Annotated in this window: 15 protein-coding genes; 11 read left to right on the top strand and 4 right to left on the bottom strand. The window is 66.1% G+C overall.

Annotated features, from left to right (window positions below; all coding sequences use genetic code 11):
• Positions 1-146 precede the first annotated feature (146 nt).
• From IB243_RS21850 to IB243_RS21830, 5 genes are all read left to right on the top strand, one after another.
• Positions 147-1,895, top strand: a complete 1,749-nt coding sequence (locus IB243_RS21850) for a dipeptidase (RefSeq protein WP_192429349.1) — start codon at positions 147-149, stop codon at positions 1,893-1,895.
• Positions 1,896-2,016: 121 nt separating this feature from the next.
• Positions 2,017-2,517, top strand: a complete 501-nt coding sequence (locus IB243_RS21845) for a Dps family protein (RefSeq protein ID WP_010466365.1) — start codon at positions 2,017-2,019, stop codon at positions 2,515-2,517.
• 9 nt (positions 2,518-2,526) lie between these two features.
• Entirely contained in the window at positions 2,527-3,162 is a 636-nt protein-coding gene (locus IB243_RS21840; protein WP_192429348.1) for an SGNH/GDSL hydrolase family protein, read from the top strand.
• Positions 3,163-3,274: 112 nt separating this feature from the next.
• Positions 3,275-4,165, top strand: a complete 891-nt coding sequence (gene ubiA, locus IB243_RS21835; RefSeq protein WP_192429347.1) for a 4-hydroxybenzoate octaprenyltransferase — start codon at positions 3,275-3,277, stop codon at positions 4,163-4,165.
• A gap of 140 nt (positions 4,166-4,305) precedes the next feature.
• Positions 4,306-4,674, top strand: coding sequence for a DUF1801 domain-containing protein (locus IB243_RS21830; RefSeq protein WP_192429346.1), 369 nt, complete (start codon positions 4,306-4,308; stop codon positions 4,672-4,674).
• Here the strand turns inward: IB243_RS21830 and IB243_RS21825 are convergent.
• On the bottom strand, positions 4,649-5,296 hold the full coding sequence (locus tag IB243_RS21825) for a helix-turn-helix domain-containing protein (protein WP_192429345.1): 648 nt from the start codon (positions 5,294-5,296) through the stop codon (positions 4,649-4,651). The two genes, IB243_RS21830 and IB243_RS21825, sit on opposite strands and share 26 nt — an antisense overlap.
• Before the next feature lie 167 nt (positions 5,297-5,463).
• Here IB243_RS21825 and IB243_RS21820 point away from each other — a divergent pair, with 167 nt between their 5' ends.
• Positions 5,464-6,414, top strand: coding sequence for a hypothetical protein (locus IB243_RS21820; protein WP_192429343.1), 951 nt, complete (start codon positions 5,464-5,466; stop codon positions 6,412-6,414).
• Positions 6,415-6,513: 99 nt separating this feature from the next.
• On the opposite strand, the gene proC is transcribed toward IB243_RS21820, so the two are convergent.
• The 3 genes from proC to IB243_RS21805 form a co-directional block, all read right to left on the bottom strand.
• Positions 6,514-7,359: a pyrroline-5-carboxylate reductase gene (gene proC / locus IB243_RS21815; RefSeq protein WP_192429342.1), complete on the bottom strand. Its 846-nt coding sequence runs from the start codon at positions 7,357-7,359 to the stop codon at positions 6,514-6,516.
• Positions 7,360-7,526: 167 nt separating this feature from the next.
• Positions 7,527-9,020, bottom strand: a complete 1,494-nt coding sequence (glpK, locus tag IB243_RS21810) for a glycerol kinase GlpK (protein ID WP_192429340.1) — start codon at positions 9,018-9,020, stop codon at positions 7,527-7,529.
• Between the two features lie 152 nt (positions 9,021-9,172).
• Entirely contained in the window at positions 9,173-9,937 is a 765-nt protein-coding gene (locus IB243_RS21805; protein WP_010466350.1) for a DeoR/GlpR family DNA-binding transcription regulator, read from the bottom strand.
• 191 nt (positions 9,938-10,128) lie between these two features.
• Between IB243_RS21805 and IB243_RS21800 the strand changes: the two genes are divergently transcribed.
• The 5 genes from IB243_RS21800 to IB243_RS21780 all read left to right on the top strand — a co-directional run bounded on the left by IB243_RS21800 (position 10,129) and on the right by IB243_RS21780 (position 14,600).
• Positions 10,129-11,217, top strand: coding sequence for an ABC transporter ATP-binding protein (locus IB243_RS21800; RefSeq protein WP_057272603.1), 1,089 nt, complete (start codon positions 10,129-10,131; stop codon positions 11,215-11,217).
• Between the two features lies 1 nt (position 11,218).
• Positions 11,219-12,310 carry an ABC transporter ATP-binding protein gene (locus IB243_RS21795; RefSeq protein WP_029414316.1) on the top strand — a complete coding sequence of 364 codons (1,092 nt, stop codon included), beginning with the start codon at positions 11,219-11,221 and terminating at the stop codon, positions 12,308-12,310.
• A 58-nt stretch (positions 12,311-12,368) separates the two neighbouring features.
• Positions 12,369-13,259 (top strand): carbohydrate ABC transporter permease, encoded by an 891-nt coding sequence (locus IB243_RS21790; RefSeq protein ID WP_010466344.1) that lies wholly within the window; start codon positions 12,369-12,371, stop codon positions 13,257-13,259.
• Positions 13,260-13,322: 63 nt separating this feature from the next.
• Positions 13,323-14,135 carry a carbohydrate ABC transporter permease gene (locus tag IB243_RS21785; RefSeq protein WP_010466341.1) on the top strand — a complete coding sequence of 271 codons (813 nt, stop codon included), beginning with the start codon at positions 13,323-13,325 and terminating at the stop codon, positions 14,133-14,135.
• A gap of 156 nt (positions 14,136-14,291) precedes the next feature.
• Positions 14,292-14,600 carry a DUF2160 domain-containing protein gene (locus IB243_RS21780; RefSeq protein ID WP_192429338.1) on the top strand — a complete coding sequence of 103 codons (309 nt, stop codon included), beginning with the start codon at positions 14,292-14,294 and terminating at the stop codon, positions 14,598-14,600.
• The last annotated feature ends 73 nt before the right edge of the window (positions 14,601-14,673 follow it).

Here is a 14,673-nt window from a genome sequence, read left to right as displayed (position 1 = left end):
TTTCGCCCGCATGGCGTGTGGCGCGGTAGAAGCTCGCTGAGGACAAAACGCCACGGGTGGCACCAACCTGTCGCCCGCACTGCGGGGTTGCGCCACATGCAACCCGCGGGCGCCATGCGCACTCCACAACCCAAGGAAAGCAATCAATGAAGAAGATCCTGATGGCCGCTGGCTTGGCCGTGGGCCTGGCCGCATGTTCCAGCATTCCCTCCTCGAACGCCCCCGTGGCGGGCACGGTCAAGAAGGCCGACATGGACCGCTTGGTGGCTTCGCTGCCCGCTGCGGCACAGGGCAGCTTCGGCGAGTTCCTGGCCCAGGCCGCCCGCGAGAACCCGATGCTGCGCGCCAGCGTCTCGGCCTATGCGGCCAAGCAGCCGTTGGCCGGGGACGACCTGGTCAACATCAGCCGTCTGCTCGGTCTGTACAACCGCCTGCACAACCAGGCGGCAGTGATCGACACCACCGCCAAGATGGTGGCGCTCCCCACGTTCAGGTCCGAGAAGGTGCCGCCGCACGAAGACAAGTCCATCATTGCCTTCGGTGCGCTGGTGGAGGGCATGGCCCGCGATTTTGGCCTGCAGTACCGCAACGTGGACAACCGTGTCTTTGAAGTGAAGCTGCCCGGCAGCGGCCCCGAGGAGTTCGGCATCCTCACGCACGCCGATGTGGTGCCCGTGGTGGCCGATGAATGGGTGCTGGACGATGGCACGCGCCTGGACCCCTTCAAGCTCACGCGCGTGGGTGGCAACCTGTACGGCCGGGGCTCGATCGACGACAAGGGATCGATCGCCACCGTGCTCTACGCGATGAAGGCGGTGAAGGAAAGTGGCCTGCCGCTGTCGCGCACGATCCGTCTGATGATCGAGACGACGGAAGAAACCGGCGGCGACGCGATGAAGTACTACCGCGCCAAGACCACGCTGCCTGAGTACAACATCGTGCTCGACAGCAAGTACCCCGCCGTGGTGGCCGAGAAGGGCTCTGGCGCGCTGCGCGCCTCGTTCGCGCTGGGATCGGTGGCCAGCGTCAGCGTCAGCGCCACCGCCATCACCGCCATGGCCGGCGCCGCATCGACCAACGCCGTGCCGCAGACCGCCACGGCCAAGCTGCAAGGCGGCAACACTGCCGATGTGGCTGCGCGCCTGAACGCCGCCAAGGCTGCGTTCGTCGAGAAATACAAGCCACAGGGCGGGGTCTTCAGCATCGACGTCACGCAAGACGGCGCCGCCGTGCAGGTCAAGGTCACTGGCGCATCGGCCCACGGCTCACGCCCTGAAGAAGGCGTGAACCCGCTGCCGCGCCTGGCGCTGTTCCTCAAGGAGTCGGGCGTGGCGCTGGCCCCCAATGGCTACGCGCAAGCCGTGCGTTACCTCACCGACCTGTACGGCACCGACTACCTGGGCCGCACGCTGGGCCTGGCGTATGCCGACGACTTCATGGGCCCACTGACGATGTCGCCCAACCTCGTGCGCGAGAAGGATGGCAAGGTCGATGTGCTGGTGAACGTGCGCATGCCCCGCGGCAGCACGCCCGAGGCGCTCTCGCAGGCCACGTCGGCCAAGATCAAGGCCTGGGGCACCCAGGCCGGCGTGGCGGTGGAGGTGGACCACCAACAGGGTAACTGGATGGCCCGCGACCCCAAGGGCGCCTGGCTCTCCACGCTGCTCAACACCTTTGGTGACACCACGGGCCTGGAAGCCAAGCCCGTGCCCACGGCCGGCAGCACCACGGCCAAGCTCATGCCGAACGCCATCAACTTCGGCCCCGCCATGCCGGGCAAGAAGTACACGGCCCACAACGCCAAGGAGTTCAAGGAAGTGGTGGACCTGGACGCGGACATGCAGATGTTCACCGAGATGCTGGTGCGCATCGGGAATTTGAGCCAGATGCAGTGATGGCTTTGGCGCCTGCGCTACAGTGACCACCAGCCGCCGTGCGCTGCGGTCCGGAGCCCTCCGGACCGCAGCGCACGGCGGATTCCATCGATTGACCGCCATCCCAACGAAGGAGCTTTCCATGGCCAAGGCCTCCAAGACCACCGCCCCCACCATCAACATCGGCATCAGCGAAAAAGACCGCGCCGCCATCGCCCAGGGCCTGTCGCGCCTGCTGGCCGACACGTACACGCTGTACCTGACCACACACAACTTCCACTGGAACGTGACGGGCCCGATGTTCAACACGCTGCACACCATGTTCATGGCGCAGTACACCGAGCTGTGGAACGCGGTGGACCCGATCGCCGAGCGCATCCGCTCGCTGGGCCATGTGGCCCCCGGCTCGTACGCCGAGTTCGGCAAGCTGGCCACGGTGCCCGACGCGCCGGCCAAGCCTCCGAAGGCGCTGGACATGGTGCGGGTGCTGGTCGAAGGCCATGAGGCCGTGGCCCGCACCGCCCGCAGCCTGTTCCCGCTGGCCGACAAGGCCAGCGACGAGCCTACCGCCGACCTGCTGACCCAGCGCCTCACGGTGCACGAGCAGACGGCCTGGATGTTGCGCTCGCTGCTGGAAGAGTGAGGCACCGGGGTGCAGCACGTATTGGTGTACGCCGACTCCCTGTCGTGGGGCATCGTGCCGGGCACCCGCCAGCGCCTGCCGTTTGGGCAGCGCTGGCCCGGTGCCATGGAGCTGGCCCTGCTTGAGCAGGGGCGTGAGGTGCGGGTGATCGAAGACTGTCTTAATGGCCGGCGCACCGTGTGGGACGACCCGTTCAAGCCCGGCCGCAATGGCCTTCAGGGCCTGGCGCAGCGCATCGAAATCCACTCCCCGCTGGCGCTGGTGGTGCTCATGCTGGGCACCAATGACTTCCAGTCCAGCCACCAGAACACTGCCTGGCATTCGTCGCAGGGGCTGGCCGCGATCGTGGCGGCCATCCGGCAGGCGCCCATCGAGCCTGGCATGCCGGTGCCGCCCATCCTGGTGGTGGCGCCGCCGCCCATCACGGTGGCGCACGGCCCGGTCACGCCCAAGTTCGAGGGGGGCGACCTGCGGTGCGTTGGCATGGCAGCCGCCCTGGAGGAAGTGACCCGCGCGCTGGACTGCCACTTTCTGGATGCGGGCCAGGTGGTCACGGCCAGCCCGGTGGACGGCGTGCACCTGGATGCAGACCAGCATGCGCGGCTGGCGCAGGCGTTGACGCCGGTGGTCGCGCGCCTCCTTTAGCCGCTTCCAAGCCGTGCCCGCCCGGTGGGTGGGCATGGGAGACTCTGCTGCTACATTCGGTGCGCCCGCACGTTCGGCGGGTTTCCGAAAACCCTTCCGCACTCGCCAACGCATGCCGTCCGTCACCCCGCGCAGCCGCTTCGCCCTGTACCTTGATCTCATCCGCTGGGACCGGCCCGCGGGCTGGCTGGTGTGCCTGTGGCCCACGCTCTCCGCCCTGTGGATTGCGGCCGACGGATTCCCGGGCTGGCACCTGCTGGTGGTGTTCGTGCTGGGCACCATCCTCATGCGCAGCGCCGGCTGCTGCGTGAACGACGTGGCCGACCGCGACTTCGACAAACACGTCAAGCGCACCGCACAACGCCCGGTGACCACGGGTGCAGTGGGCGTGAAGGAGGCGCTGGCCTTGGGGGCCGTGCTGGCGCTGCTGGCGTTTGGCCTGGTGCTCACCACCAACACCGCCGCCATTGCCTGGTCGGTGCCCGCCGTGCTGGTGGCTATTGCCTATCCCTTTACCAAACGCATCATCGCCATGCCGCAGGCGGTGCTGGGCATCGCGTTCAACTTCGGCATCGTGATCGCGTTTGCCGCCGTGCAGGGCAGCGTGCCAGCCGTAGCTTGGTGGATGTGGCTGGGCAACCTGTTCTGGGTGCTGGCCTATGACACCGAATACGCGATGGTGGACCGCGACGATGACCTCCGGATCGGCATCAAGACCTCGGCCATCACCCTGGGCCGTCTGGATGTGGCCGCCATTGTGGTGTTCTACCTGCTTTTCTTGTCAATTTGGGTTCTGGCGCTTGATGGGTATACGTTGGGTGCTATTTTTTGTGTAGCGTTAATCGTAGCCTTGGCGCAGGTGCTGTGGCATTTCACGCTGATCCGCACGCGCTCGCGCGAAGGGTGTTTCAAGGCATTCCGCGTGAACCACTGGCTGGGTGCCACGGTGTTTGCGGGCATTGCGGGCAGCTATCTGCTGCGGTGGCTGGGTGTGACGGGCTGACTGCGGCGTGCGGGCCGGGCTGGTCAGCGATTTGGTGGCGGGTTTTTACAAGCCGGTTTCCACGCCCTTCGCTACATTGCCTCAGAGCCTCCAGCCAGTCGGCATCTTTCATTCAAACCCCTTATCGCACCTCTCCATCCATGGCCGAAGACCGCGTCCATCAACTGCTGCTGGACATTAAGCAGCACCATCCAGAGCAACACGGCTTGCTGCTGGGCGCCCGCGCCCTTGTTCTTGCCCTGGGGCCGGATGTGCGCGAGGAGGTCAAATACGGCGGCATCCTCTTCTCGGCACCCCAGCCCTTTTGTGGCCTGTTTGCGTACACCCAGCATGTGTCGCTGGAGTTTGGCGACGGCGCCCAGCTCCCGGACGCATTCAAGGTGCTGGAGGGGGCGGGAAAACAGCGCAGGCATCTCAAATTGCGCACGGTAGAAGATCTCACCGCCAAGCAGGTGTCCCACTACCTGGGATTGGCGTGCTCCATCAGCAATAGCCAGAAGCGCCAATAGCCGCAAGCCACTGCGGCGAAGCCACCACCGCTGCGGGCGTGCGGCCCAGCCAACGACCAAATTCGCGCGTCATGTGGGCCTGGTCGGTGTAGCCATGGTCCGCTGCGCACTCCGCGAGCGACGGTGCCCCCGGTAACGCCTGCGCAGCACGGCGCACGCGGGCCAGGCACTTCCAATAGGCCGGCGCACGGCCGGTTGCGGCCTGCACCAGCCGTTGCAGGGTGCGCTCCGACACGCCCAGTTGCCGCGCTGCCTGGGCCACCTGGCTGTGGCGCGCCAGGCTTTGCAGGGCATCGGCCACCCGCGTATCCAGCGCCATGCAGTCGTGCAGCAACGGCAGGGCATCGTGGGGTTCGTTCATGGTTTGACTCTGCAGCAGGGCCAGCAGGCGCTCTGCATCTACCTGCGTGCCCGGCTGCATGCGAAACCCCCAGTAGCGCTCGCCCACCGTGCCGGGTACGGTGTAGGTGCTGTCCGCCAGGTCGGTCACAAACCAGGTGGGCGGCTGGTGGGGGAGGGCATGCAGGATCAGGTCACGGCAACCATCCGGAACCACCACGGTGCCGTCGGCAGCGCATGACGTGTGGTGCCAGGCTTCAAAGGGATGTAAGAGTTGTGACATGGCCGAGCGATTGTGCCAAGGAGCCCCAAAGATCGCACCCCGGTCGGTAAGATCGCGCCGCCGCACGGCAGCGCAATGCAAAGCCCGCCGCAGGGCGACACTGCCTGCCGCAGCGTTGGGCGTGCGGCGTGTGTCCCTGATCATAAAAACTCCTTCTCCCTGGCAGCATGAAAAACAAAACAAACACTGCGCGTGCCCTGCGTTTCTTGTCCGTGGGCGTGGTGCTGTCGTGTCTGACGGCGCCCGTGTTGGCGGCCGACTACAGCCCTTACCCCAAAGCGGGTGTCTATGAGGCCAGCGACAGCCGTTTTGAGCGGTTGCTCACCGTCAAATCCAACGGCAAGTTCACGCTGGAGGTGTCCGAGATGGGCAAGCCGGGCCAATTGCGCAGTGGCGCTGGCGAAGGCAAGTTGGCCGACGCGCCTGGCGGCTGGGATTTTCGCGAAGGCCGTTGCACGATGACCTTGAAGCGCGCAGCGGGGGGCATGCAGTTGCATGTCGAGGCCTGTGCCAGTGCCTGGGGGGATGTGCCGTTTGACGGCAAGTACAGGTTCCAGGGCGAGGAAGCCGCCGCGCCTGCAGCGAAGGCAGCACCGGCCCCAAAAGCCATGGCTGCGGCGGCGCCTGCCGCGGCGGCTGTCCCTGCAATGGCATCCGCACCCGCCAGCGCAGCGTTGCCGTCGCGCAAAGAATTGCGCCAGCAGTGGGCGCCACTGTCGTCGGACACCGTGGCGGGCAAGAGCGCAGGGTTCTGGGTGCGCTCATCCGGCGGCGCTGCGCCTGCCAGTGGCTTGGAGCATTTTTCGCGCGCAGGGTTTGTGGTGGACGCCAGCAGCGTCTACGACAGCTTGCCCCCCGCCGAATTGGCCAAACCGCCGTTGAAGCTGGTGGAGGTTCCCTTGCCAATGGTCAGCGCCAGGGAAGGCCTGGAGTTTGAGGTGGAATGCCGCTACGGAAAATCTGACAAGGCCGTCGCGGTCAATGTCAGCAGCCTGGGCAAAGGCCAGCAGGTCACGCGCAAACGGGCCAGCGCCTGGATGCTGGATGCCAGTTGGCAGGTGGTGGAGATCAAACCTGCCAGCAAGGCGAAGTGCCCGCAGGCACGGGCTGGATATTGAGTCACGCGGATAACGGGCGCTGGCTGCGTCGCCTGGTGGCCGGGGCCCTCCGCGTGCCGGGGCTAGGGGGCTGCAACGAACCTCTCCGCGCCCCAACGTTCACGCCCCAAATTCATCCCCCAGTTCATCGGCCCGCTTGCGCGCGGCTTCCATGGCGCGCTCGAAAGCGGCGCCCACGCCATCCGCTTCCATGGACTGCAAGGCTGCGTAAGTCGTGCCGCCCTTGGACGTGACGCGCTGGCGCAGCACGGCCGGGGGCTCGTCGGAGCGGCGGGCCAGTTCTGACGCACCCACAAAGGTGCCCACGGCCAGCTGGTGTGCCTGTGCGTTGGAGAGGCCCATGCCCATGCCGGCGCGTGTCATGGCTTCGAGGAAATAGAACACATAGGCGGGGCCCGAGCCCGACAGGGCGGTGACGGCGTCGAGCTGGGGTTCGCTGTCTACCCACAGGAACTCGCCGGTGGACGCCATGATGGCCTCCACGCTCTCGCGCTCGGTCGCGTCCACCGCAGGGCGGGCATACAGCGCGCTCATGCCCTTGCCCACCAGGGCCGGTGTATTGGGCATGGTGCGCACGATGCGCTCGGTGCCCAGCCATTGGGCGATGCTGCCCGAGCGGATGCCGGCGGCCACGCTGAGGTGCAGGGCGTTTGTTGTGTGGGCCTTCGCCTGGGCAGCGGCGTCCTTGAAGGTCTGGGGCTTGACGGCCCAGACCACGATGCGCGCACGCTGCAAGGCGGGGCCGGCTTCAGGCTGGGCTTCAATGCCGTAGTTCTTGCGCAGCGCGTCGCGCGCCTCGGCCCAGGGTTCGACCACCTCAATCTGGCTGGCCGGGTGGCCCTGGTGGATCAGCCCGCCAATGATGGCGCTGGCCATGTTGCCGCCGCCGATGAAGGCGATGGTAGGGAGTTGCGGGCTGGCGGTTGAGGACGTGGGGGCGGTCATGGGGCGGTCGCGCGAATGTGAACGGGCCACGATGGTAGCGCCGAACCGTGCGAAGCCGCCCTCGTTGGGGGGCGGGGCCCGGAATGTGCGATTGACGTGCCCGAAGAACCGCCGCCCCTGGCGGCTGTGCCGGGGCGCCGAAGGCGACTCAGTGGCGTGTTCCTATCTCACGCCGCTGTCGTTTGCCGCACCGCATGCTCCCAGTTCGCCATCAGCTCCTGGGCACGCGCGTTGCTCAGGGTCGGCACAAAGCGGCGATCGGCGCGCCAGAGTTGCGACAGCTCATCCGTGCTGCGGTACACGCCGCTCGACAGCCCTGCCAGGTAGGCGGCGCCCAGCGCCGTGGTCTCGATGACCGCAGGGCGCACCACCGGGATGCCCAGCAGGTCGGCCTGGAACTGCATGAGCAGGTCGTTGATGCAGGCACCGCCGTCCACGCGCAGCTCGCTGACCGGTGCGCCGCCAGCGGCCACGGCATCACGGCTCATGGCCAAAAGCAGGGCGGCGCTTTGGTAGGCAATGCTCTCCAGGGCGGCCCGCGCAATGTGGCCCAGCGTGGTGCCGCGCGTGAGGCCCGTGATGGTGCCGCGCGAGTCGGGCTTCCAATACGGGGCGCCCAGGCCGGTGAAGGCGGGCACCATCATCACGCCGCCCGAATCCGGCACGCTTTGCGCCAGCGATTCGACCTCGCTGCTGGTCGAGATGGCGCGCAGACCGTCGCGCAGCCACTGCACCACGGCGCCACCGACGAAGACGCTGCCCTCCATCGCAAACTCGGGCTGGCGGCCCGTCTGCGCTGCACTGGTGGTGAGCAGGCCGTTGTGCGATGTCTGGAACTTGCCGCCCGTGTGCATCAGCATGAAGCAGCCCGTGCCATAGGTGTTCTTGGCCATGCCGGCGGTAAAACAGGCCTGGCCGAACAGCGCGCTTTGCTGGTCGCCTGCCACACCGCCCACGGGCGCGGCGTGGCCCAGCAGGTCGGCGGCGATGTCGCAAAAGTGCGAGCTTGATGGCTGTACCTCGGGCATCAGCGATCTGGGGATCCGCAGCAGCGCCAGCAGCTCATCGTCCCACTGGTTGGTGTGCACGTTGAACAGCATGGTGCGCGAGGCGTTGCTCACGTCCGTCACATGCACCTGTCCGTGGGTGAGCTTCCACATCAGCCAGCTGTCCACCGTGCCAAAGGCCAGCTCGCCGCGTTCGGCCGCATCGCGCGCGCCGGGCACGTTGTCCAGCAGCCACTGCAGCTTGGTGCCCGAGAAATACGCGTCCACCAGCAGCCCGGTCTTGGCCTGGATGGTGGCCGCGTGGCCCTGGCTGCGCAGATGGGCGCAGGCGGGCTCGGCGCGGCGGTCTTGCCAGACGATGGCGTGGTGCACGGGTTGGCCAGTCTTGCGGTTCCACAGCACGGTAGTCTCGCGCTGGTTGGTGATGCCCACGGCGCGCACGGCACTGGCGGCAATGCCGGCCTTGGCCAACGCATCGCGCGCCGTAGCCAGCTGGGTGCGCCAGATTTCCAGTGGGTCGTGCTCCACCCGGCCGGGCTGGGGGTAGATCTGCGGCAGCTCCAGCTGCGCCTGCGCCACGATGTGCCCCTGCTCGTCAAAGACGATGCTGCGGGAGCTGGAGGTGCCTTGGTCGAGTGCGAGCAGGTAGGTCATGGTGCGGAAGGTATCAGGGGTTTGATGCGTTGTGCACTTGCGCTGCGGCGGGGCGCGTACATGCCAGTGCCACCGTGGCACCGGCTTTGCGGGGCCAGGGGTGGCGTCCCCCCTCGGGGGAAAGCGCGCAGCGCTTCAGGGGGCTTCTCATCCTATGCGGCGACGGTACAGATGACTTCTGCGTCCTGCAAAAGCGCGGGGAAGGGCTCCGGCGGCGGCGCGTCGGTGAACAGGCGGTCGATCTGCGCCAGCGTGGCCAGCTGCACCATTGCCGGGCGGTTGAACTTGCTGTGGTCGGCCGCCAGCCAGACCTCGCGCGACTGTTCGATGATGGTTTGTGCGACCTTCACCTCGCGGTAGTCGAAGTCGCGCAGCGAGCCGTCGGGCTCCACGCCTGAGATGCCGATGAGCGCGATGTCGACCTTGAACTGGCGGATGAAGTCCACCGCCGCCTCGCCCACGATGCCGCGGTCGCGCGTGCGCACCACCCCGCCGGCGACGATGACTTCGCACTCGGGGTTGCCGCTCAGGATGGCGGCCACATTGAGGTTGTTGGTGATCACGCGCAGGCCGCGGTGGTGCAGCAAGGCCTTGGCAATGGCTTCGGTGGTGGTGCCGATGTTCAGGATCAGCGAACAGTCGTTGGGCACCTGGCTCGCCACGGCGCGGGCAATGCGCGCCTTGCCCTCGGCATGCAGCGTTTCGCGCTGGGTGTGGGCCAGGTTCTCCACGGTGGAGCTGGGCACGCGCACGCCGCCATGAAAACGCGTGAGCAGCCCGGATTCGGCCAGGCGCTGCACGTCGCGGCGCACGGTCTGCAGCGTCACGCCGAGGGTATCGGCCAGTTGCTCGACCGTGGCGGACTTGCGCGCGCGGACTTCTTCCAGCAGCAGCAGTTGTCGAGGATTCGTATTCACGCGTATTAATTGGCTATGGGGTGCGGATACTTTAAATCGAACAAAAAGGAACTCATTAAGGGTAAACCTTGATTCAATACGATCAGAAAAGAACAAAAATGAACGCAATCGAAAACGAGGTGCCGGACTGCGTGCGCAGTCGGCGCCAGATCCCTACGGCCCCGGGAGGGGCCTACTAGAAAGGTTGCGTGATGCAGCTGGCACTGGACAGCATCAGCAAAAAGGTAGGACCGCAGACCTGGCTTCATGACATGAGCCTGGCGCTGCACAGCGGCGCCGTTACGGTGCTGCTGGGTGCCACGCAGGCGGGCAAGACCAGCCTGATGCGCATCATGGCCGGGCTGGACACCCCCACCGCAGGCCGCGTGACCGTCGACGGCGTGGATGTGACCGGCATGCCGGTGCGCGACCGCAACGTGGCCATGGTGTACCAGCAGTTCATCAACTACCCCTCGATGAAGGTGGCGGCCAACATTGCGTCGCCGCTCAAGCTGCGCGGCGAAAAGAACATCGAGGCCCGGGTGCGCGAGATCGCCAGCCGCCTGCACATCGACATGTTCCTGGACCGCTATCCGGCCGAGCTGTCGGGCGGGCAGCAGCAGCGCGTGGCGCTGGCCCGTGCGTTGGCCAAGGGCGCGCCGCTGATGCTGCTCGATGAACCCCTGGTGAACCTGGACTACAAGCTGCGCGAAGAGCTGCGCGAAGAACTCACGCAACTGTTTGCCGCAGGGCAGTCCACGGTGGTCTATGCCACGACGGAGCCAGGCGAGGCCCTGCTGCTGGGCGGCTACACCGCGGTGCTCGACGAAGGGCAGCTGCTGCAGTACGGCCCCACGGCCGAGGTGTTCCACGCGCCCAACTCGCTGCGCGTGGCGCGCGCCTTCAGCGATCCGCCGATGAATCTGCTGCCTGCCACGGTGGCCGCGCAGGGGGTGCAGCTTCCGGGTGGCACGGTGCTGTCGATCCCGCTGCCCCAGGGGGCGGCGGCGGGTGGCGTCACCGTGGGCGTGCGCGCCAGTGCGCTGCGCGTTCACGCCCGTCCCGGCGATGCAGGCGTGAACGGCACGGTCGAACTGGCCGAGATTTCGGGGTCCGACACCTTCGTGCATGCATCCACGCCCTGGGGCGACCTGGTCGCGCAGCTGACCGGTGTGCATTATTTTGAACTGGGGGCGGCTATCACGCTGCATCTGGACCCGTCGCAGGCCTACGTGTTTGGCGCCGACGGCCGCCTGGTTTGGGCGCCCGCGCGACACCGCGCCGTACAAGGAGGGCGTTGAGATGGCCCGTATCAGTTTGGATCTCGCGCATTCGTACAAGCCGAATCCGCAGCAGGACAGCGACTACGCTTTGATGCCTTTGACAATGGAGTTCGAGGACGGCGGCGCCTACGCGCTGCTCGGCCCCTCGGGCTGCGGCAAGACCACCATGCTCAACATCATGTCGGGCCTGCTCGTGCCGTCGCATGGCAAGGTGCTGTTCGACGGGCGTGACGTCACCCGTGCCAGCCCGCAGGAGCGCAACATCGCCCAGGTGTTCCAGTTCCCGGTGATCTACGACACCATGACCGTGGCCGAGAACCTGGCGTTCCCATTGCGCAACCGCAAGGTGCCCGAGGACCAGATCAAGCAGCGCGTGGGCGTGATCGCCGAGATGCTGGAAATGAGCGGCCAGCTCAATCAGCGCGCGGCGGGCCTGGCGGCCGACGCCAAGCAGAAGATTTCGCTCGGCCGCGGCCTGGTGCGCGCGGACGTGGCGGCGGTGCTGTTCGACGAGCCGCTCACGGTGATCGACCCGCACCTCAAGTGGCAGCTGCGCCGCAAGCTCAAGCAGATTCACCACGAGCTCAAGCTCACGCTGATCTATGTGACGCACGACCAGGTCGAGGCACTGACCTTTGCCGACCAGGTGGTGGTGATGACGCGCGGCAAGGCGGTGCAGGTGGGCTCGGCCGATGCATTGTTCGAGCGGCCTGCACACACCTTCGTGGGCCATTTCATTGGCTCGCCGGGCATGAACTTTCTGCCGGCGCACAGCGAGGGTGCTCAACTTACGGTGGCCGGGCAGCGCCTCGCCAGCCCTGGGGGCCGCGCGCTGCCGGGCGGTGCGCTGCAAGTGGGCATACGGCCCGAGTACCTGGCCCTGGCCCAGCCGCAGCAGGCCGGCGCATTGCCCTGCACCGTGGTGCAGGTGCAGGACATCGGCACCTACCTGATGCTGACGGCCAAGGTGGGCGAGCACACGCTCAAGGCGCGCTTCACGCCAGAGACGCGCTTGCCCTCGGCGGGCGACGCGGTGTGGCTGCAGGTGCTCGGCGAGCACACCTGCTTCTATCAAAACGAACAATTGCTGGCCGCGGAGGTCACCCCATGAGCGCCGCCCGGCCGCCCGAAGGCGCTCAGCACCGCAGTGCGCAGCACGGAGGTTTCCAATGAGCACGACGACCAAGCCCGTGAACCAGAAGGCCTGGTTCCTGATCCTGCCGGTCATCATCTGCGTGGCCTTCTCGGCCATCCTGCCGCTGATGACGGTGGTGAACTACTCGGTGCAGGACATCATCTCGCCCGAGCGGCGCGTGTTTGTCGGCACCGAATGGTTTGCCGCCGTGATGCGTGACGAGGAGCTGCATGCCGCGCTGTGGCGGCAGATCACGTTCTCGCTGTCGGTGCTGGCGGTGGAGATCCCGCTCGGTATCGCGCTGGCCCTGTCCATGCCCGCCCAGGGTTGGAAGTCGTCCGCCGTGCTGGTGGTGGTGGCCCTGTCGCTGCTGATCCCGTGGAACGTGGTGGGCACCATCTGGCAGATCTATGGCCGGGCCGACATCGGGCTCATGGGCCGCATGCTGCAAGAGATCGGCATTGAATACAGCTACACCGGCAACGCCACACAGGCCTGGCTGACGGTGCTGCTGATGGACGTATGGCACTGGACCCCGCTGGTGGCGCTGCTGGCATTTGCCGGGCTGCGCTCGATCCCCGACGCTTACTACCAGGCCGCGCGCATCGACGGCGCCAGCAAGTTTGCGGTGTTCCGCTACATCCAGCTGCCCAAGATGCGCGGCGTGCTGATGATCGCGGTGCTGCTGCGCTTCATGGACAGTTTCATGATCTATACCGAGCCGTTTGTGCTGACGGGCGGCGGGCCGGGCAATGCGACCACCTTCCTCAGCCAGTACCTCACGACCAAGGCCGTGGGCCAGTTCGACCTGGGGCCGGCGGCGGCGTTTTCGCTGATCTACTTCTTCATCATCCTGCTGCTGTGCTTCATCCTCTACAACTGGATGCAGCGCGTGGGCACCCAGCAGCCCGAGGTGCAGGAATGAGCATTAAAAATGCCGATAGCGCTTATTGGATAAGCGCTGATAGCTATAAAAATAGGAGCAATCATGCCTGAGCGCAGATTCCGCAAGCGGACGATCTTTCTGCTGGCGTACCTGGTGTTTGCGGTGCTGCCCATCTACTGGATGGTCAACATGAGCTTCAAGACGAACGCCGAGATCCTCTCGACGTTCTCGTTCTTCCCGCAGAACTTCACCTGGGACAACTACAAGACCATCTTCACCGATGAGTCCTGGTACTCGGGCTATATCAACAGCCTGATCTACGTGGGCATCAACACGGTGATCTCGCTCACCGTGGCGCTGCCGGCGGCGTATGCGTTCAGCCGTTACCAGTTCCTGGGTGACAAGCATGTGTTCTTCTGGCTGCTGACCAACCGCATGACCCCGCCTGCGGTGTTCCTGCTGCCGTTCTTTCAGCTCTACACCACCGTGGGGCTGATGGACACGCACATTGCCGTGGCGCTGGCGCACTTGCTGTTCAACGTGCCGCTGGCGGTGTGGATCCTGGAGGGCTTCATGAGCGGCATCCCGCGCGAGATCGACGAGACGGCGTACATCGACGGCTACAGCTTTCCGCGGTTTTTCATGACGGTGTTCCTGCCCCTGATCAAGGCGGGCGTGGGCGTGGCAGCGTTCTTCTGCTTCATGTTCAGCTGGGTGGAGCTGCTGCTGGCCCGCACGCTGACCAGCGTGAACGCCAAGCCCATCGTGGCCACCATGACGCGCACGGTGAGCGCCAGTGGCATGGACTGGGCGACGCTGGCCGCCGCTGGCGTGCTGACCATCGTGCCGGGCGCCATCGTGATCTGGTTTGTGCGGCACTACATCGCGAAGGGTTTCGCGATGGGCAGAGTGTGATGCACCCCCTGAGTCGCCTTCGGCGCCTTCCCCCTCCAGGGGGACGACGCCCTTGCTGCGGGGCGGCCCTTGCTCGGCGTCCCTGGATGGCGCCACGTCGGTTTCAACGGGTGTCGGTGCGGCATGCCGCCGCTCTAACGGAAAGGAATGCTTCAAATGTTTGACTGGATGGCCTGGACTCTGCCGGTGGCAGTGTTCTTCACATGCATCGTGCTGATGCTGGTGGGCATGACGGTGTGGGAGCTCAAGTCCCCCACGGCGATGCGCAAGGGGTTCCTGCCGCTGGAAACCACGCGCGGCGATCGCCTGTTCATCGGCCTGCTCTCAGCCGCGTATGTGAATCTGATTTTTGTGGGCATCAGCGGCAAGCTGGCGCAGTGGTTCAGCCTCGGCGAAGACCCATCGATCTGGTTCAGCTTCGTGCTGTCCATGCTGCTGCTCGCGCTGATCATGCGCAAAGGCTGAGCGGCCACCAAGGTTCCCGTCGCGCGGCTCGATCCTTCCCCGGAGCCACGCGGCCCTTGCATCCAAAAGGGGA

The sequence above is a fragment of the Acidovorax sp. ACV01 genome, from assembly GCF_014851495.1.
Taxonomy (GTDB): Bacteria; Pseudomonadota; Gammaproteobacteria; order Burkholderiales; family Burkholderiaceae_C; genus Acidovorax; species Acidovorax radicis.
Note: the sequence above shows the minus strand (reverse complement) of the source record. Positions and strands in the feature narration are given on the sequence as shown.